This is a genomic window from Algimonas porphyrae (genome assembly GCF_041429795.1).
In the GTDB taxonomy this organism is placed as follows: domain Bacteria; phylum Pseudomonadota; class Alphaproteobacteria; order Caulobacterales; family Maricaulaceae; genus Litorimonas; species Litorimonas porphyrae.
Window position 1 is genome coordinate 2,678,268 of the sequence record NZ_CP163424.1, and the last position, 18,093, is coordinate 2,696,360.

At 60.8% G+C, this 18,093-nt stretch carries 17 protein-coding genes; 9 read left to right on the forward strand and 8 right to left on the reverse strand.

The window, feature by feature from the left end:
• The first annotated feature begins 2 nt into the window (after positions 1-2).
• Both AB6B39_RS13000 and truA read left to right on the forward strand, forming a co-directional pair.
• On the forward strand, positions 3-515 hold the full coding sequence (locus tag AB6B39_RS13000) for a hypothetical protein (RefSeq protein ID WP_284373773.1): 513 nt from the start codon (positions 3-5) through the stop codon (positions 513-515).
• A gap of 84 nt (positions 516-599) precedes the next feature.
• Positions 600-1,343, forward strand: coding sequence for a tRNA pseudouridine(38-40) synthase TruA (gene truA / locus AB6B39_RS13005; protein ID WP_284373775.1), 744 nt, complete (start codon positions 600-602; stop codon positions 1,341-1,343).
• Here the strand turns inward: truA and AB6B39_RS13010 are convergent.
• The 4 genes from AB6B39_RS13010 to AB6B39_RS13025 form a co-directional block, all read right to left on the reverse strand.
• Positions 1,331-1,897 carry a hypothetical protein gene (locus tag AB6B39_RS13010; RefSeq protein WP_284373777.1) on the reverse strand — a complete coding sequence of 189 codons (567 nt, stop codon included), beginning with the start codon at positions 1,895-1,897 and terminating at the stop codon, positions 1,331-1,333. The genes truA and AB6B39_RS13010 overlap by 13 nt on opposite strands.
• Positions 1,894-2,349: an acyl-CoA thioesterase gene (locus AB6B39_RS13015; RefSeq protein WP_284373779.1), complete on the reverse strand. Its 456-nt coding sequence runs from the start codon at positions 2,347-2,349 to the stop codon at positions 1,894-1,896. The genes AB6B39_RS13010 and AB6B39_RS13015 overlap by 4 nt, the downstream gene beginning before the upstream one ends.
• A gap of 49 nt (positions 2,350-2,398) precedes the next feature.
• Positions 2,399-4,183: a hypothetical protein gene (locus AB6B39_RS13020; protein WP_284373781.1), complete on the reverse strand. Its 1,785-nt coding sequence runs from the start codon at positions 4,181-4,183 to the stop codon at positions 2,399-2,401.
• 256 nt (positions 4,184-4,439) lie between these two features.
• Positions 4,440-5,363 carry a DMT family transporter gene (locus tag AB6B39_RS13025; protein ID WP_371398618.1) on the reverse strand — a complete coding sequence of 308 codons (924 nt, stop codon included), beginning with the start codon at positions 5,361-5,363 and terminating at the stop codon, positions 4,440-4,442.
• A gap of 40 nt (positions 5,364-5,403) precedes the next feature.
• Between AB6B39_RS13025 and AB6B39_RS13030 the strand changes: the two genes are divergently transcribed.
• A complete protein-coding gene (locus AB6B39_RS13030) occupies positions 5,404-6,576 on the forward strand; it encodes a pyridoxal phosphate-dependent aminotransferase (RefSeq protein WP_284373785.1) in 1,173 nt (390 codons plus the stop codon).
• Between the two features lie 30 nt (positions 6,577-6,606).
• On the opposite strand, the gene AB6B39_RS13035 is transcribed toward AB6B39_RS13030, so the two are convergent.
• Both AB6B39_RS13035 and AB6B39_RS13040 read right to left on the reverse strand, forming a co-directional pair.
• Positions 6,607-7,806 carry a serine hydrolase domain-containing protein gene (locus tag AB6B39_RS13035; RefSeq protein WP_284373787.1) on the reverse strand — a complete coding sequence of 400 codons (1,200 nt, stop codon included), beginning with the start codon at positions 7,804-7,806 and terminating at the stop codon, positions 6,607-6,609.
• A gap of 70 nt (positions 7,807-7,876) precedes the next feature.
• Positions 7,877-8,686, reverse strand: coding sequence for an undecaprenyl-diphosphate phosphatase (locus tag AB6B39_RS13040; RefSeq protein ID WP_284373789.1), 810 nt, complete (start codon positions 8,684-8,686; stop codon positions 7,877-7,879).
• A 100-nt stretch (positions 8,687-8,786) separates the two neighbouring features.
• Between AB6B39_RS13040 and AB6B39_RS13045 the strand changes: the two genes are divergently transcribed.
• Positions 8,787-9,407, forward strand: a complete 621-nt coding sequence (locus AB6B39_RS13045; protein ID WP_284373790.1) for an SDR family NAD(P)-dependent oxidoreductase — start codon at positions 8,787-8,789, stop codon at positions 9,405-9,407.
• Here the strand turns inward: AB6B39_RS13045 and AB6B39_RS13050 are convergent.
• Complete coding sequence (locus AB6B39_RS13050) at positions 9,385-12,159, reverse strand: M1 family metallopeptidase (protein WP_284373792.1); 2,775 nt, start codon at positions 12,157-12,159, stop codon at positions 9,385-9,387. The genes AB6B39_RS13045 and AB6B39_RS13050 overlap by 23 nt on opposite strands.
• A 110-nt stretch (positions 12,160-12,269) precedes the next feature.
• Between AB6B39_RS13050 and AB6B39_RS13055 the strand changes: the two genes are divergently transcribed.
• The 5 genes from AB6B39_RS13055 to AB6B39_RS13075 all read left to right on the forward strand — a co-directional run bounded on the left by AB6B39_RS13055 (position 12,270) and on the right by AB6B39_RS13075 (position 16,781).
• Positions 12,270-13,322 carry a cation diffusion facilitator family transporter gene (locus AB6B39_RS13055; RefSeq protein WP_284373794.1) on the forward strand — a complete coding sequence of 351 codons (1,053 nt, stop codon included), beginning with the start codon at positions 12,270-12,272 and terminating at the stop codon, positions 13,320-13,322.
• Positions 13,323-13,381: 59 nt separating this feature from the next.
• Positions 13,382-14,056: a glutathione S-transferase family protein gene (locus AB6B39_RS13060; protein WP_284373796.1), complete on the forward strand. Its 675-nt coding sequence runs from the start codon at positions 13,382-13,384 to the stop codon at positions 14,054-14,056.
• Entirely contained in the window at positions 14,056-15,108 is a 1,053-nt protein-coding gene (gene queG / locus AB6B39_RS13065; RefSeq protein ID WP_284373798.1) for a tRNA epoxyqueuosine(34) reductase QueG, read from the forward strand. The genes AB6B39_RS13060 and queG overlap by 1 nt, the downstream gene beginning before the upstream one ends.
• Before the next feature lie 63 nt (positions 15,109-15,171).
• Entirely contained in the window at positions 15,172-16,548 is a 1,377-nt protein-coding gene (locus AB6B39_RS13070; protein ID WP_284373800.1) for a glycosyltransferase family 2 protein, read from the forward strand.
• A 14-nt stretch (positions 16,549-16,562) separates the two neighbouring features.
• Positions 16,563-16,781, forward strand: coding sequence for a hypothetical protein (locus AB6B39_RS13075; protein WP_284373803.1), 219 nt, complete (start codon positions 16,563-16,565; stop codon positions 16,779-16,781).
• Here AB6B39_RS13075 and AB6B39_RS13080 read toward each other — a convergent pair.
• A complete protein-coding gene (locus tag AB6B39_RS13080; RefSeq protein ID WP_284373805.1) occupies positions 16,778-18,067 on the reverse strand; it encodes a cation:proton antiporter in 1,290 nt (429 codons plus the stop codon). The two genes, AB6B39_RS13075 and AB6B39_RS13080, sit on opposite strands and share 4 nt — an antisense overlap.
• Positions 18,068-18,093 lie beyond the last annotated feature (26 nt).

Sequence of the window (18,093 nt, forward strand, 5' to 3'; positions counted from 1 at the left end):
AGATGACTGCAAGACAATTTGAAGATTATCACGGATATTCCATCGTCCACAACCATCAGGGGGCCCGGCTGCTGACCGGGGATGGCGGCCTCGCCCATCCGGACACGTTCGACGATCTGGCCAGTGCCAAATCCTGGGTCGACAGCCATCTGGATGGATTGAAGGAGGATCGACGGGCGAGCCACATCGGCACCGTCGAAGGCTATCTGGAGGCGCTGAACACCCAGACACCGAGCAAGAAGGACTATCTGATGCTGAGCGCCCACGCCGCCGCGCCGGAACGCCGGATGAGCGCTCAGGATCTTGCCGATCTGGTCGGCTGGAAACGCGACACGTCGGCCAAGGCGCATTACAGCAAGCTCGGCAAACGTATTGCCGACCAGTTGGATCTGGCCGTCGACGAAACCGATTCGCAATCCCCAATCCGCGCCATTGCCAAGCTTGACGATGATACGGGCGACTGGATCATGCATCCCGAACTGGCCGAAGCGCTGGGGCAATATTCAGCAGCCTGAATCAGACTGCGTCATTGATCCGCGAGCAACCCTCGCGCCATCTTGCTATTTTTGGTCTGCCGGATCGAAAATTGGAACTGCTTCATGCCACGCTACAAGCTGACACTCGAATATGACGGCGCGCCCTATATGGGCTGGCAGTGGCAGGATCATGGCCCGTCCGTTCAAGGCGCGGTGGAAGCGGCGGTTGCCCGGCTCGATCCGGACGGATCAGACGTCTACGGATCGGGTCGCACCGATAGCGGCGTACATGCGTTGGGACAGGTCGCCCATGTCGACCTGGTCAAGACCCTGCGCGCCGACAAGGTCCGCGATGCGCTCAATCACCATCTCGGCGATCATCCGATCAGCGTGCTGGATGCGGCGATCATGCCGGATGACTGGCATGCCCGGTTCGATGCGCGGGAACGGCGCTACCTGTTCCGGATCATCGATCGTCGTCCGCGACTGGCGCTGGATCGGGGTCGGGTCTGGCGCGTGCCGGTCAGGCTCGACGCAGAGCCCATGCACGACGCCGCACAAGTGCTGATCGGTCAACATGACTTCACCACATTCCGCGACACGCAATGTCAGGCCAAGAGCCCGGTCAAGACGCTCGACATGGCGCGGGTGGCGCGGGTCGGCGCGGAAATCCATTGCGAATTTTCAGCACGGTCCTTCCTGCACAAGCAGGTCCGGTCCATGGTCGGCAGTCTGGTCGAAGTGGGCTGGGGAAAGTGGGATGCGGACGATATGCGCGCGGCCTTGGAAGCCAGGGACCGGACCCTGTGCGGCCCGGTATCGCCCCCGGACGGGCTCTACCTGATCAGTGTCGCCTATCCGGACTGAAGCACGTTCAAGAGTCCGGCCAGCATCACCATCATGCCGGTCGACACAATGATGCAGCCGACCAGGATCGCCGTCATCAGCGGGAACCCGGCAACCCGCTGGGCCAGACGGATATCGATCGGCAGCAGGCCGAGATAGGCCGCCAGCAATGCGCCGTATCCGACAATCGTCGGCACGCCGGCATAGAGAACAAGCAGGAAGATCACGCCGAGCCCGAGGCAAAGCCAGACTAACGCCCAGTTGCGCACGATAACCCAGTGAGAAAAACGCTCCGCGCGGTTCATCAGCGTAGCGATCAGCCAGGCCGTCACCGGAAAACTCAACAGCCACAGGCCGATGATCGCGATGAAAGGCCCGGGCCGAAAGTCAGGCACAGCCACATCCGCCAGCCGGGCCCGTTCGGTTTCCAGCCCGATCAGTACCAGCCAGAGCGCGGGAAAGCAGAGCGTCAGCGCCAGACAGGAGCGAAACAGACCCTGAGATGAGAGGGCGAAAAAACGGTGCCAGTCGGTCCAATGACCGACCGCGCCAAACACGCCGTAAAGCGTCCTCATGCCGGGACCTTCATCCGTCGCGCTTCGAGCATGACGCGCAGCCCGTCAGGGACCGGACAGGGACGGCCCGACTGCGTGCTGACCAGCGTCGCCATCGCCAGCAGCACAGGCTGCTCGCCTTGCCAGGCAGCGGCCTGCATGACCCATGAGGACGCACCGATCCGGCCGATGCCGAGATGGAAGGTCAGGTCGGGCCGCAAGTGACACTCGTTCAGATAGTTCAGCGTCTGACCCGCGACCATGGTGCGAATCGTGCCAGTCTGAAAATGCTCGCGCATCGGGTGATTGAACCGCACGCGCGCATCTTCGAACATGGCCGCCATGGCGACATTATTGATATGATTGAGCGGATCGAGATCCTGAAAGCGCGGTCGCACGGTGACCGTTCCGGCATACAGATCCGGATCCAGCCAGCACCTGTCCAGTCTCTGGCCTGTCGGAAAATCGCTCATGCACGTGGCCTTAATCGGATGGGTCGGGGCTTACAACCGGACGCATGTCTCACTCGTCATCGGCTTCGGGTTCGGGCAGGATCAATTCCTCGATCGCATACAGATCTTCGTCATCATCCGGTTCCGAGAACAGATCACGAAGGCGGCGCGGGTCTTCCTCGATACGAACCGGGTTGGACAGGAATTCACGGTCGAAACTGACCTCCGGACCATCGTCCATCAAAGTCGTCGACGGACCGCCCGGGTCCACGGACGTGGAGCCCCAGCCGCCGAGGGCGCGACTGGAGGCGATGCCCTGACCCGTCGCCCGCGTCTGGTCGGCTGGACCCCGATCCGTACCGCGCGGTCTGTAGCGTTCGAAGTCTTCGAATCCGTCCTTGTCCCGCCCTTGGAACGTCCGCAGATACTCCGGACAATCCTCATGGCTCTTGCCCGCTTCGCGGCAGCGAATGTCGAGATTGAGACCATCGTAGCCCGCACCAGGTGAATTGCCGTAGCTACCCGGAGCCAGTGTCCAGCCTGCAGCCCCCGGCGATGCCCGACGGGTCCCGCCGCCCGGCGGCGGTGCGGTTACGCTGCCTGTGGTCGGCACTGGGCCGCCACCGCCGCCGCCGGCAGGCGCGCGTGTCGCAGCCGGGTCCGCCGGATTGGCTGGCGCCAAAGGCTGATCGCGCTGTAACAGGTCCAGAAACGGATCGGACTCTTCTTCGGATACGGCACGCCGTTCTTCAATAATCGTTTCCGGGGCGTCGGGGGATGCCAGAATAGTGGCTGGCGGCAGTATCTCCGGTTCAGTCTCGATCGGTTCGGGCGCGGGCTCCAAGTCCAGTTCGGGCAAGATTTCGCTCTCCGGCGCAACGGGCTCGGCAGGGGCTGGCGCCGTCATATCAGGCGTAACCGGCAGCGGTTCGGGCTCGATCGGATCCGGCAAAGGGTCCGGTGTGATAACCCCAGGAACCGGCTCTTCGATGGCTGGTTCTGGCGTCACGACCGGCTGCAAGTCCGGGTCGGGTTCCTGGACAGGTTCGGGCACGGGTAGCGGCTCGAAATCGATCAAAGGCTCAGAATCGAGAACCAGGTCGAGTTCGAAAGTGGGCTCAGGCTCAGGTTCGGGCTCAAGCTCAGGCTCGGGCTCAGGTTCGGGCTCAGGCTCTGGCTCGGGCTCGGGCGTGACGGGGGCGGGATCGGGTTCCGGCATGGGCTCAGCTTCTGGCTCGGGAAGCGGTTCTGGCTCTGGCTCTGGCAATGGGTCGGCCACAGTGTCGACTTCGGGTTCGACAACTGGCTGAGACAAAATCTCAGGCAGTGGCGGAGGCGATACATCGGGTTCTTCAACGGGTTCTGGTTCAGGCAGGGGCTCTGGCTCTGGCTCGGGCTCGGGCTCGGGCTCGGGCTCGGGCTCGGGCTCGGGTTCTGGCTCGGGTTGAGGGTCTGGTTCAGGCAGGAGCTCTGGCTCGGGTGTGGGCTCGGGTTCGGGTTCAGGCTCGCGAATGGGCATGGGCGGCGGTGTCAGCTGCGGGCTTGGGGCTTGGGCGGGAACAGGTATCACGGGAGGCGCAGGTTCGGCTTCGACCACAGGTTCCGGTTCTGGCTGCGGCGCTTCGAATGTGACCATCTGGACCGGAATGACCTCCGGCTCATCGGGCTTGAGATCAGGCATGACGAAATTGGAGGTGAGCGCGAAATACAGTCCCACATGGATCACAGCCGCAATCAGAAACGTGCTTGTCCCGCGCTGGGCGTCATCCTCGAGGAAATCGGCGAGCGGGTCGGGATCATGATAGGGCGAGAAGCCTGCCCCTTGATCGGTCTGATATGCAGCAAACGCTGTCACGCGCGGTCGGCTCTCCTCCGGGGCGTGATCATGCCCCTGTGAAAAATCCGCTTAGCAGGGTTCGCGCCGAGTCCAAGCCGCAGCTCGCAGGGTTTACGGCTTTGTCACACCGGACTGTTTGTATCCGCGATCAGCACCAGCACAGAGAGACCCAGTGTAAGCCAGAACAGACAGGTTTCGAATGTGGAACCCCGGCACCGCGACATCTTGAAAAAGTAGTTCATGCGGCATGTTTTGACGGAGCAGCATGGCGCAATCAGGGCGTGGATGTGACGATATCGGTTCCTTCGCTGCCCTGACGCGCGCCAGGACGCTTATTGCTGCGCCAGATGACGATCCCGACTCCAGCCAGCGTGACGCCCACGCCGATGAACAGAGCCGCCGACGGAGGTTCCCGCAGAATGATCAGGCCACCCAGAACGCCGATGATCGTATTGAGCAGACCGACGGGCGCGACGACCTGTATCGGCAATCGCGACAGCAGCCAGTAATAGCTGCCATGTGCCACGATACTGACGAGCAGGACCGAATAGGCCAGCGCCGCTGCGAAGGTCCAGCGCAGCTCTGGCGCGAAAGCGACCGTTTGATCGGTTTCGGTGATCAAGGTCAGGGGCCACAGGACGATCGTGCCGACGACCGCGAACCATGCGACCAGCTGAAACGGGCCGATGCCCTTCGTCCGTTTGACCGCGATCGCAGCACAGGCCTCGCTGAACGCGCCGCAGACGATCAACCCGACACCCAGCAGGAACAGAGGCCCGACAGCCTCTCCCGGCCCTGCAAACCCGATGATCGCCACGCCGACAAAGGCGAGAATGATTCCGAAAATGGACCAGCCGCGAATACGCTCACCCAGCAGCAACACCCCAAGGAGCACAGAGAACGGCATATACAGTTCGACCGCGACGGCGGCTGCACTGGCCGTCGTCATACCCATGGCCGGAAACATGAAGGCATAATTCAGCGCGCCGAAACCGAGCCCGCCAATGAGCACATACCGCATCTGCCCCGGATGCCATCGCAGGAATGGCAACATGATCAGAGCGACCAGCGTCATGCGCATCGCCGCATAGAAAATCGGCGGCAGACCGTACTCGCCAATCGCCGTTCGCATGACGGAAAAATGCAGTCCCCAGATGGTGCAGACCATCAGCAGGACAAATGTTTCACGCACACTCATATTGTGGCGCTAGCAGTGACGCGATAGCAACGCCACGATTATGCATCTTTCCGACCGCATTCAGCGCATCGCCGATAGCGCGACCATGGCCGTGACTCAGGCCGCCCGCGATCTTCGTGCGCAGGGACGTGATGTGATCAGCCTAAGCGTCGGAGAGCCGGATTTCGCCCCGCCGCAGCATATTCTCGACGCCGCCAGTCAGGCGATGGCTGAGGGCCATACTGGCTACACGGCAGCAGACGGCATCCCGGCGCTGAAAGACGCGATCATTGCAAAGTTTGCGCGCGACAACGCGCTGAGTTTCTCGCGTTCGGAGATCAGCGTCGCTCCCGGCGGCAAGGCCGTTCTTTGGAACGCTCTCGCCGTCACAGTCGGTCCGGGCGACGAGGTCATCATCCCGACCCCCTGCTGGGTCAGCTATCCCGACATGGTACGGATGACTGGGGCGACGCCCATTCTGGTCAAAGGCGGACCGGACTTCAAGATCACGCCCGAGGCCCTCTCGGACGCGGTGACGCGGAATACGCGCTGGCTGATCCTGAACTCGCCTGGCAACCCGACGGGAGCGGTCTATTGTGCCGCAGAGCTGGAAGCTCTTGCCGAGGTCCTGAGGGCGCATCCAGAGATCATGGTGCTCAGCGACGATATTTACGAGCATCTTGTCTATGGCGACGCCGACTTCGCAACCCTGGCCCAGGTTGCCCCGGATCTGGCGGAGCGGGTTCTGACCATGAATGGCGTGTCCAAGGCCTATGCCATGACGGGGTTCCGGATCGGTTATGCGGGCGGACCGGAATGGCTGATCGCCGCGATGCGAAAATTCATTGGTCAGACGACATCCTGCCCCGCAGCACCCAGCCAGTGGGCGGCTGTCGCGGCATTAAACGGCGATCATGGCTTTCTGACAGAATGGCGGCAGACCTACCGCGCACGCGGCATTGCGCTGCGAACATCGCTCGAAAAGACAGGCCTGCGAGGCGCGCAACCAGACGGGGCCTTCTATCTGTTCCTCGACTGCCAGGAGGCGATGGCGCGGGCAGGTTTTCGCACTGATTCCGATCTGGCCATGGCGATCCTGCAGGAAGCGGGCGTGGCGACCGTACCGGGATCAGCCTTCCATGCACCGGGCTATTTGCGCCTGTCCTATGCGGCCTCCATGGAGTCGCTGATGAGCGCGGCGGATCGTATCACCGATTATCTGGCATCCGACTGAGGCCGCCCACGCAGGATAGCAGCCTGTCCATCAACTCGGGCGACGTCGGCTGAGTTGCAGCCAGTCCCGGCGCGGCAAACCGTAGAGCTGGTCCAGGAATTCCAGTTGCAGGCCGATCGGCTGGCTGTGTGGGGAATTCCACATCACCGCAATTCCCGTGCGTAATTCCGGATCGAATAGAATGAGGGAGCGATAGCCCTCGACCCCACCGCGGTGGCCGACAACCTTGCGACCATGATAATCGTACACACGCAGACCGAGACCGTAATGGCTGTTCCGAAGCGCATGGAAATTCCGGTTCAGCATGCGCTGTTCACGGGGTGTCGGCACGATCGGCGTCATCATCGCCGTCAGGTTCGCCGTCGAATATAAGGTGTGATCGGGGTGGTCGCGCTGAGCATGGCCGGGTTCGATCGGCATCAGCGCCGTCATCCAGCGTGCGAGATCCCGCACGGAACTGTTCACCCCCGCCGCACCCGGAACCCGGTAATAGCCGGGCTTCAGCCGATTGATCCGCTGTCCCCGGCGCCCATGTGGCTGCGCCCAGTTGCGGTTTCTGACCAATCCTTCGCGTGTGAGGCTCGCCGTTTTCATGCCGAGCGGATCGAATATGTCGCGCTGGATGATTGTCTTATAAGGCAGCTCCGTGACCTCCTCTACGATCTCGGCAGACGCATCGTAAACGACATTTTGATAGGTATGGCATGTTCGCGGCGCACACAGATAAGGCAAATCACCGACTTCGTCACGCAGGTCCTTGGCCGCGCGTCCGTCTTCGATCCGACCATCATAGGCGTTCCGGGTAATGCCGATCCGGTGGGACAGAAGGTCGATGACCGTGTGGCGGTTATCCGTTGGAGGCAAGCGCAGCGATGGGGCCAGCTCTTCGATCGGCTGGCTGGGGTCCACGGCGCCTGTCTCGACAAGCTGCAACAATGTTGCGGCCGCCACGCTTTTCGATACAGATGCCCAACGGAAGACCGTATCGCCATCGACCCGCAGCCCGGTCCCTCTGGCGCGTTCGCCATAACCCCGAACGAAGATCATCTCCCCGTCCCGGACGACGGCCATGGCCAGACCGGACATCTGGCTCTGCTGCATCATCTGCGTCGCCCGGCGATCCAGCTCTCGCAGATCAAGGCCCGGCTGACGGGGCGTCTGAGCCACGGTCTGCGCAAACGCCGGCAGAGCCAACAGACCAATCAGACATGCCAGAAAAAAGCGACGCATGGGCGCTGCGATAGAGTGATCCGACCCGGCTTGTCGATAACACTCGGCTATGAGGTGTATGACAATGATGTCAGGTCAGGGCGAGCCAGGCGATCAATGCGCCGCCCAGCGCCAGTCGGTAGATCATGAAAGGGAGGAAGCCGATCCGCGTTACGAAGCGAATGAAGAGCGCGATGGCGAGATAGGCGACGATGAAGGACAGGATGGCGACCAATAACCCCTGCCCCAGTGTCGCGTCTCCGATATCGTCGCCGCTGGCCAGTTTGACCAGCGCATAGGCTCCACCGGCGCCAATGATCGGCAGGCTCATCAACATGGAAAAGCGGGCCGCAGCCTCCCGGGACAGACCGATGGCCCGCCCTGCCGTCATGGTGATCCCGGACCGGGACGTGCCGGGAATGAACGCCAGCATTTGCGCCAGCCCCATGGCAAAGGCACCGCGCCAGCTCAGCGTGTCCATCGCCCGGTCATCGCGGGCCCAGATATCCGACAGCCAGAGAACAATGCCGAAGATGATCGTAGCGGCGGCGATGATAGCCGGATCGCGTAAGGCTTCGTCCCATCCGCCGACCGCCAGCAGAAAGCCGAACAGTAGGGCCGGCGGGGTTGCGACGATCAGATTGAGCGCCAGAATGGAACCTCGCGTCAGCTTGCGCTGTAAGAGTTCGCGCAAACCGATCAGCATCTCGGCCACATCCTTGCGAAAATAGATCAAGACGGAAAACAGCGTTCCGACATGCGCCATCACATCGATCAGCACGCCTTGCTTGGTCCAGCCAAGAACGGCTTCGGGCAGGATCAGATGTGCGGATGAGGAGACGGGAAGAAATTCCGTCAGCCCTTGTATCAGGGCGAGTAGGAGTGCCTGCCACCACGTCATAGGCGCGATTAGGCTATCGCGCGTTAGCGAAGCGTTACGCACCACCATAGAATTGTTGTCAATCTTGGAACGATGCGGCTTTGCGGCGGGTTAGTTCAATGTGCCTCGAACAATCGTCATCACGGATGCTGCATCCCCACTCGGCAAGGCCTGCGCCGTCCGGCTGGGCCGGGCGGGCTGGAACGTCGTTATGGGCAGCTCATCGCTCTCATCTCTGCAATCCGTCTGCGACGAGCTACCGGATCAAGCGACGCTGCCAATGCGGTGCGTGCCGACCGATCCCGACAATGTTCGACCGCTGCTGAAGGCTGGCGAGGAGCGCTTCGGTACGATCGATGCGGTGCTGGCAAACAATCGCTCAAACCTTGGTAACTGGCGACGGGCGATGAATATGCAGGTCGTCGCTTTGGCGATGATCAGCGAGGTCGCCGAACCCTTTCTGAAACGATCAGGGGGCCATCTGGTCATTGCCGGATCGCGGTCCGGATCTCATACCAGAGAGGGGGCCATGAAGACGGTAGCCCGCGATGCCAAACGCACGCTGCAGGCCGCGCTCGCAGCAGAATGGTCAGAGACGGGCGTTCAGGTCAGTCTGGTTGAGCCTGTCGGACTTGACGGACCGAAAGCCATGGCCCGACAAATTGCGCGGGTTCTGAACGGAGCCCCGCAACGACAAAAAGATGCCCTGCAGAGAAATGCTATCGGGATAATGCGTCGCTAAGCGAAGCGCCCTGCCCCGTCTTCAACGCGGCGCAGAGTTCGATACTCTCGATGGTCTGAGCCAGCGACCGCTCATATCCGGGAATCACAGCTGCATTCTGCGTGAAGAAGGTCCTGACCTCGTCCCGCTTCTCCAGCGAACAGAAGCCCGACGCAATCAGAGGCGCCCGTCCCCGGCGAACGTCCGGAACCTTGCGGGTCATATAGGTGTCGAAATTCGCCTTGTACCAATCCCACGCCATGCCCGTATGGGCCTCGTTCCCGATTAGACCCGATATAATGGATCCGCTCTGACGACCCGTAAACGGGCTGTCTTGGGCGAGGGCCATCTCCAGCAATCGCTGGGCCTGATCCGCATCCGGCGTCACGGTGAGCGCACTCAAGGCCGCGCTCCTCTCCAGCGGGGATCCATTCGAAGCGAGAGCAACAAGCGGCTCGAAGGCTGGCTCTGGCAGACGCCGCATCACTTCGCGAAAGGCTGAACCGAGAATATTCGATGGTACGTCGGCACGTTTGGGTTCATCTTGTTCCAGTACGCCAAGACCGAGATAGAGCGTTCCCTGACGCAGCAGATAATTTTTGGCGTCATTGTCCCGGCCGACTGTCGCCAAAAGATTGCCAAGAGACGGCGCCAGCAGATTGCCTTCGACCGAATCCTCGCCGCGAATCCTGCGGTAGCGGTCCTGATAAGTCTCGCGCACATACGCGGCCAGTCCGTCCCGCGCATCCGGAAACTCATCATGGATAAACTGCAGCAGACGCGTCGACCCGGATGCGACATCATAATCCGGATGTGCAGCAAAGGCCTTCATGCCGGACAGGAAGGTTTCGGCGTCGACTTCACCTGCGCGGAACGCCGCAACAAGGCTATCTTGCGCCGAGAGCGCTTCCTTGGTTGTCAACTGATCGAGATTGGTCATCAACGAAGCCCAAAGACCGCTCCCCATCGTGAAGCGGTAATAACCTGCACCGTCGGCATTCGGCATGACGAAGGCCGGACATTCATCCGTCTCGGAAAGAAGAGCCTGAACAGCGTCATCCTCGGACTTGGACAGAAGCATGCAACTCGTCCGGGGGTCGGTCCCCAACCTGGCGCAGACCGGGATTTTCCACGACTGACCCTGCTCGACCTTGGAACCGAGAGGGGCATATCGACTTTGGGACAGAATGAGAGCGGTCTGGTCAGCCGTGCAGAGAACATCATCGACAGTGACGAGAGGCAAGCCCGGTTGATCGACGAAGCTTTTCATCGCCGCGACGACATCGGCATTGCCGGATCCGTCTGCGATCGATTGAAAGAAATCGTCTGCCGTCGCCACATCATCGGCGAACCGATCCATGTGCAGGCGGACACCGGCCTGAAAGGCGGCTTCGCCGACATAGCTTTCGAACATGTCCAGCACGCCACCGCCTTTACGGTAGGTAATGCCGTCAAACTGATCCATCACGTTCTCTGAGCGGTCCAGCGGTTCACGCACTTTGCGCGTCGTCGAGAGCATGTCCGTATTCATCACGCCGAGCGACGCGTTGAGCGTCACATTGTCGAAATCGCCGTCCGGTTGCCACAGGGTCAGGCCCTTATTGCCCATCCAGGTCGCAAACGCCTCATTAAGCCAGATATCTTCCCACCAGACCGGCGTGACAAGATTGCCGAACCATTGATGCGCCAGTTCGTGACTGTGAACGCGTGCATAGGCCCGCTTTTGCGACAGGGGCGCGTTCTCATCGAGCAGCAGCAGATATTCGCGGTAGACGATCAGCCCCGGATTTTCCATCGCACCGAAAGCGTACTCCGGAGCAGCGATCAGATCGAGCTTCTCATAGGGATACTCCCGTCCGAAATATCCTTCCAGCGCAGAGAGGAGGCCATTCGTATTTTCCAGCGCATAGGCCAGACGTTTGCCCTCGCCGCGCGCGGCAAGACCACGCAGCTTGATCGGGCGGTCGCGCACATCATTGGGCGGAATGTCGGCGGAATCGACTACATCATAAGGACCGACGGCAAAGGCGATGAGATAGGTCGGGAGCGGGCGCGTTTGTGCAAAACGGTGCTCTATCATCACCTGACCATCGATATTGTCGACAGGCTGTTCCGAAACCTTGGGCGTATTGGACACAACGACATTGCCAGCCGGTGCCGTAATACTGAGCGTAAAAGGCTGTTTATATTTCGGTTCGTCAAAGGACGGAAAGGCTTCTCGCGCGCCCAGTGGTTCCATCTGCGTAACGATGTAGGCATCGTCGCCGCGCTCCACCTTGTAGGCGCTATTGAGGTTCTGATTATAGGGCGTTGCGTAATTCAGCGCGATTGTCGTGGCCCCGCCGGGATGGGCACGATCCGCTTGCATCCAGACAAGGCCTGACGGCGCTTCGGAAAGATCGACGGGATCCGGGCTTAGAAGTATCGTGTCATCACCATCCGTCATGGACGCCTCGTTGATGGTCATGTCTTTCGCATGCATCCAGAACCCATCGACATCGGGCTTGATCTCTGCGTCAATGCGGACCGTTCCCGACATCCCATCAGCTTTGGGATCGATGGACAAGTTGATGGTGTAGGCGCTTGGAATGACGGTTTCAGGCAGCTGCGCGTGCGGCACATGATCCCGTGAGGCTGCGCCAGCCGGCGACATATCCGGATCGGCTTGCGACGTCGCTGGCAGGGGTAACTTGTTGACATCCGTGTCGGCGGTCGGGTTGCATCCTGCAAAGGCAAAAACCGAGGCCGCCAGCAGGCAGAGACGTTTCATCATGGGACGATCCATCCAGTCCTGTTTTGCGCCGCTTAGACCTGTCTGGCTGATGCGCCAAGCCTACAGTTTAAGTTATGGTATAACGACGCATCTATGCTACATTAGCCGCTATGTCAGCGTCAGGACCGACAGATGAAGAGCTTGCGCGCACCTTCCGTCAAAGCGGAGGGCGCGATGACCGTTTCGACCTGCCGGACCGCAAGGGGCGGCCGGGGCGACTTCCCCCCGAAGGCTCTGCCGTCATTACACGGCGGATTACAGCCATCGCGCTCACCCTCGGCGTCTTCATGGCGGTCGGGAAGATCTGGCTTTTTACCCTGACGGGCTCCGTCGGCGTCCTGTCCTCGCTCGTGCATAGCGCGCTCGACATGGTCGCTGCGGCCAGTTCGTTCGTCGCTGTGCGGTTTGCAGCGCGCAAACCGACGGACCGCTATCGCTTCGGCTTCGGCAAGGCGGAGAGCTTTTCAGCCGTCTTCCAAGTCTGCCTGATCGGGTTGGCAGCTTTCTATCTGTTCGGCGCTGCATTTGACGCGCTGATCGGCGGTGGCGGTCTGAGCCACGATCACCACGGCCATAGCCATGCGATCGACGGATCGACGATTGCGATCGTGGTGATGGGATTTTTCGCTGTCTTGACTGTCTGGCTGCTGATCGCCCAGAGCTGGGCGATCAGGGCGACCGGGTCCATCGCCGTGCGGGGTGACCGGGCGCACTATACGGCGGATCTGTTCGGCAATCTGTTCGTCATCTCGGGACTGATTGTTGCAACCCTGACTGATGCACACTGGGCAGATGCCGTCGTCGGCATCGTTATGGCGCTGTGGTTGCTGCTGACCGGGTACCGCGTGGCTAGACTGGCCTGGATGCAGCTCATGGACGGAGAATTGGAACCGGGCGAGCGTAAGCTCATCATCGCCCGCGTCATGGCCGATCCGGAGATTCGCGCCGTCACCAATCTGCGCACGCGGGCAGCGGGGCCGCATCTTCATATTCAGATGCAGCTCGATCTGGACCCGCACCTTTCGCTCGCCGACAGCCACGATATCGTCATTGCCGCAGAAAAACGCCTGATGAGTGCTTTTCCAGCCGCCGACATTCTGATCCACCCTCATCCGGCGGGGTGTGCGACGGCCCACGGCAATGTGCGCTTTTCGAGCCGCTGAAGCCGTTTTAACCCTGTTACTTAAAGCTTCGTTTGCCATGTTGGGTCTAACCTGACCGGATGCGGACGCTCTACCATTATCCCCTGCATCCGGGCTGCCGCGCCGTTCGCATCTGCTTTGCCGAAAAGAAACTGAAATTGCGCGAGATCGAGATCGATCCGTGGGAACCGGACGATACGTTTCTCGCCTTGGCGGTCGAGGAAGTCCCGCCTGTGCTGACGGACCGGATCCAGAGCGGAGACGTTACCATTGTCGGCACGCAGGCAATCTGCGAATATGCAGACGAAGCCAGCTCCCGGACGCCACTACTGCCAGGTGAACGTCATGAACGCGCCGAAATCCGCCGTCTCTGCAACTGGTTCGGTCAACGGTTCGATCACGAGGTCAATGCCTTGATCCTGCCAGAGAAGCTCGAGACGGTCCGCCTTGGCGGCACACCCGATACGACAGCCTTGCGAGAGGGCCGTGCCGCCCTACGCGATCACCTCGTCTATATTGGCTGGCTGCTGGAACAGCGGGACGGCCTGGCGGGTCCGGCCTTCACATTGGCAGATATCATCACGGCGGCGCATCTGTCCTGTCTCGATTATCTGGGCGAAGTCAACTGGCGGCAATTCCCGCTGGTTCAGGACTGGTATCAGCGTATCAAGTCGCGCCCGTCCTTTAGGCCCCTGCTCAATGACCGTATTCCCGGCATCCGCCCGCCGCAACATTATGCCGATCTGGACTTCTGATGTCGGCCAGGGCTGACGACCCTCTGGCTGCCTTGCGCGTCCGCGCTTCTGCGCTGGGCTTTACCGAACCCTTTATCGCTGATCTGAGTGATTTCGGCGATGTTGCTGGTCAGCGGCTGGGTGAGTTTGTTCAGCAAGGTCGCCACGGTTCGATGGCCTGGATGGCCAAAACGCTAGACCGCCGCCAGCACCCGCATGCGCTCTGGCCGGAGGCACGGTCCGCAATCGTGCTGGGGATGAATTACGGTCCCGAGACCGACCCCATGGTGACGCTGGATCAGACTGATCGCGCGACAATCAGTGTCTATGCACGCGGACGGGACTATCATGACGTCATGAAAGGACGGCTGAAGGAGCTGGCCGGGCTCTTGGCGCGCGATACTGGCGAGGACGTAAAAGTCTTCGTCGATACGGCCCCGCTGATGGAGAAGCCTCTGGCAGCAGCGGCGGGACTCGGCTGGCAAGGCAAGCACACCAATCTGTTGAGCCGGGACTATGGCAACTGGCTATTCATCGGCACCATACTCACGATGGCGACCCTGACTCCGACCGAGCCGGAAAGCGATCATTGCGGCAGTTGCACGGCCTGTCTGGTGGCCTGTCCGACAGACGCCTTTCCAGCGCCTTATCAGCTCGATGCGCGGCGCTGTATTTCCTATCTGACGATCGAGCATGCAGGACCTGTCGCCGTTGAGTTGCGGGAGAAAATGGGCAACCGGATCTATGGCTGCGATGATTGCTTGGCCGTCTGCCCATGGAACAAGTTCGCCGTCGCCGGACAGGAGATTAAACTCGCCGCTCGAGAGGATCTGAATGCGCCGATGCTGGCCGAACTGGCAAGCCTCGGAGCTGACGGCTTTCGAAAACGCTTTTCCGGATCGCCGATCAAGCGGATTGGCTGGACCCGCTTCCTGCGTAATGTTTTGTACGCCATCGGTAACTCGCAACGACAATCTTTAGCAGCAATTGCGGAAAAACACACGCATTCCGATGTGTTCGAGGTCCGTGATGCGGCGGAATGGGCCTGTTCAAGGCTCAAGGCGCCCAACTAGGCGTTGCAACGCCGCCCTGCGCCTCCTTTACTTTCGGTTGTGGGGACCAACAATCAACATCTCGTGCCGCGCAGACGCCGCGACCGCCTGCCGGGACATGCCGACAGGCTTCGTCCAGCTTCGTCCATCGCCAGTGGCGGGACGGCCATGGTCCTGTCCCTCCTCTTCGCTGCAGGTATTCTATCGGATACGGATCTGGGGCTGATCCTGCGCAATCTGACGATGCTGGTTGCTTGGGTCAGCGTGGCGCTCGGCCTGATTCGGGTGCTGGCATGTCTGACCCCGCGCCGAGTCGCTGCCGCTCCGATCGCTGAACACGATCTCCCAGACTATACGATCCTGCTCCCGCTATTTCGAGAAGCGCATATGGTCGATGGTCTGGTCCATAGCCTCACGGCCCTCGACTATCCCAAGGACAAGCTCGACATCATTCTGATTTGCGAAGCCTGTGACGCTCTCACGATCCGCCGGGCGCAGCAGGTTGCGAAGCCGCCCTTCCGCGTCCTTATCGTTCCGGAAACAGACCCCGGCGGCGAACCCCAGACAAAACCGCGTGCGCTCAATTATGCGCTGTCACGCTCACGCGGCGAGCTTGTCACGATTTTCGATGCGGAGGACCGCCCCCACCCCGACCAGCTCAGGGACGCGGCGAGCGCCTTTGCCGCACATCCTGACTGGGTCGCCCTGCAGGCACCGCTGCTATATTTCAACACGAGCGACAGCCGGCTAGCAGCGCAGTTCGGGCTTGAATATGCCGGACTGTTCACGGTCCTGCTGCCGTTTTATGACCGCGCAGGTCTACCTTTCCCTCTCGGCGGAACGTCCAATCATATGCGGCGCGCCGAGCTGGAAGCGGTCGGCGGCTGGGACGCCTATAACGTCACCGAAGACGCGGATCTGGCATTCAGGCTGGCGGCGCTGGGCGGACGGATCGGCTGGATCGCGCCCCCCACCAAAGAGGAAGCCGTTTCCAGCCTTCGGCCCTGGATGCGTCAGCGCTCGCGCTGGATCAAAGGTTACATCCAAACCTGGCTGGTTCATATGAACAGGCCACTGTCGGGCGGGTGGCGTCGCGTCGTCATGCTTCAGCTCACGCTCGGTCTCTCACTCCTGTCGGTGCTGTTTTACGCGCCGGTGATCCTCTACTTGACCCTGTTTGCCATCGCTTCCTTTAGCGGTCTGATCGAGAGCCCGATGCCGGGTGTCTATCTCGGTGCGCTCGGGGTCAGCCTCGCCTGCGGCATGGCCGTCGGGGCTATCGGAGCGGTCCGGGCCGGGCAGTTCCGACTGCTGGCTCATGTCCCCCTTATGCCTCTCTACTGGCTAATGCTGTTCCCGCCTTTCATGGCTGCACTTTTCGAGCTGCGAACCCGCCCCTTTCACTGGCACAAGACCGAACATGGTGTTACCGCCGCGCCGCCCGGGAAAACGGGCAGGTAAACTATGCGGCCATTATGGATGACACGCTTCATCTGATCCTGACATTAGGCGGCATTGCCGTCTGTGCCGTGCTGGCCGCCATCGGAATCCGCCTGCGATTTCAGGAAAAGACGGACATACGACCCTACCGCATGCCCTGGATGATCATTGCGCTGGTCGCGATTGCTTTGGGGTTCATGCTCGTCGTCCATCTGGTCAACCTGTTCGGGTTCGAAACGGGTGGGCGGCGTTAGACCGGATGGGTCTCCGATGTGGATCGTTCTCCCGCCGGAATGGCCAAGCGCGAACGGTTGAACAACCAGCCGGCGAGACTTTCGTGCAGAAGTACGGAGAGCAAGATGCAGAGCCCGGCAATCCGCCAGACCGCATCGATGTCTTCGAACGCACCGTGGGTCTGGGCATAGGCAATATAGAAAATCGTCCCCATGCCCCGAATGCCGAAGAAAGCCATCTTGAACTGCTCCTTGAATGAACAGTCCAGACCGATCAGGGCCAGCAAACCGACAACCGGACGCACGATCAGAATCAGACCCAGCGCAATGATAAGATCGGACCAGCGCCACTGTGTCCACAATTCCGCCGCCACGAATGTTCCGAACCAGAGCAGCAGAATGACCATCATGATTCCTTCGAACTGATCTGCCGATTCATGCGCTTCACGCGCGTAAGCGGGCTCATCGGCGGAGCGCATCTCAGGATCGGGACTGTGCTTGCGGCCTGAACGGGCTGCGATGAAAACGGACAGGAAGCCGTAGGCATGTACGAATTCGGCCAGCCCGTAAGCGATGAGCGTTGCGGCCAGCATGACGATCAGCGGACTGCTGCGCTCATTCTTCGCATCGCCGAATTTCGAAAACAGAATCCGCGTGATCAACCAGCCCACACCCCAGCCGATCGCCATGCCAGCTCCCACGCGGTACAGCACGTCATAGGCCAGAAAATCGACCCAGTCGAATGTTCCCAAGCTGAGCGCGATCGCCGCCCAGACAAAAGGAAAGGCCAGACCGTCATTCAGTCCCGCCTCGGAGGTCAGCGCAATTCGCGTGGGATCTTCGCTTTGACCCGGTCCGCCGACCTGAACCGATCGCGCGAGGACTGGGTCCGTCGGTGCAAGAACGGCACCCAGCAACAAGGCTCCCGCCAGACCCAGTCCGGTCCAGCTACCCAGAAAGACCAGCGCCAATATGGTCAGCGGCATGGCGATGCCGAGTAGCCGCCAGGTCGCGTGCCAGCGCTGCCAGCCTGCTTTCAGGTCGATGGCCAGACCTGCTGCTGTCAGGCTGATGATGACGATGAGCTCAGAACTATGCGTGATGATCTGCGCTTGCAGCTCGGAACTCAGCGGAGAGATATAGGGGAAACCAAGCAACGTCGCTAGCGCGCCTAGAGCGATGTAGATGATAGGCAGATTGATATGATAGCGCCGCGCCAGACCCGGCTGCAACGTCAGTCCGAACAAGGCGAACCCCACCAGCGCATAGGCGCAAGCCACGGGGTTTGAGAGTAATAAATCAATCAATGACGCAGGCCTCGATCTGGCTGCTG

Excerpts from the sequence above, each read along its gene's own strand:
- AB6B39_RS13000 (WP_284373773.1), top strand. The coding sequence starts at position 3 with ATGACTGCAAGACAATTTGAAGATTATCACGGATATTCCATCGTCCAC.
- truA (WP_284373775.1), top strand. The coding sequence starts at position 600 with ATGCCACGCTACAAGCTGACACTCGAATATGACGGCGCGCCCTATATG.
- AB6B39_RS13010 (WP_284373777.1), bottom strand. The coding sequence starts at position 1,897 with ATGAGGACGCTTTACGGCGTGTTTGGCGCGGTCGGTCATTGGACCGAC.
- AB6B39_RS13015 (WP_284373779.1), bottom strand. The coding sequence starts at position 2,349 with ATGAGCGATTTTCCGACAGGCCAGAGACTGGACAGGTGCTGGCTGGAT.
- AB6B39_RS13025 (WP_371398618.1), bottom strand. The coding sequence starts at position 5,363 with ATGAGTGTGCGTGAAACATTTGTCCTGCTGATGGTCTGCACCATCTGG.
- AB6B39_RS13030 (WP_284373785.1), top strand. The coding sequence starts at position 5,404 with ATGCATCTTTCCGACCGCATTCAGCGCATCGCCGATAGCGCGACCATG.
- AB6B39_RS13035 (WP_284373787.1), bottom strand. The coding sequence starts at position 7,806 with ATGCGTCGCTTTTTTCTGGCATGTCTGATTGGTCTGTTGGCTCTGCCG.
- AB6B39_RS13040 (WP_284373789.1), bottom strand. The coding sequence starts at position 8,686 with ATGACGTGGTGGCAGGCACTCCTACTCGCCCTGATACAAGGGCTGACG.
- AB6B39_RS13050 (WP_284373792.1), bottom strand. The coding sequence starts at position 12,159 with ATGATGAAACGTCTCTGCCTGCTGGCGGCCTCGGTTTTTGCCTTTGCA.
- AB6B39_RS13055 (WP_284373794.1), top strand. The coding sequence starts at position 12,270 with ATGTCAGCGTCAGGACCGACAGATGAAGAGCTTGCGCGCACCTTCCGT.
- AB6B39_RS13060 (WP_284373796.1), top strand. The coding sequence starts at position 13,382 with ATGCGGACGCTCTACCATTATCCCCTGCATCCGGGCTGCCGCGCCGTT.
- queG (WP_284373798.1), top strand. The coding sequence starts at position 14,056 with ATGTCGGCCAGGGCTGACGACCCTCTGGCTGCCTTGCGCGTCCGCGCT.
- AB6B39_RS13075 (WP_284373803.1), top strand. The coding sequence starts at position 16,563 with ATGGATGACACGCTTCATCTGATCCTGACATTAGGCGGCATTGCCGTC.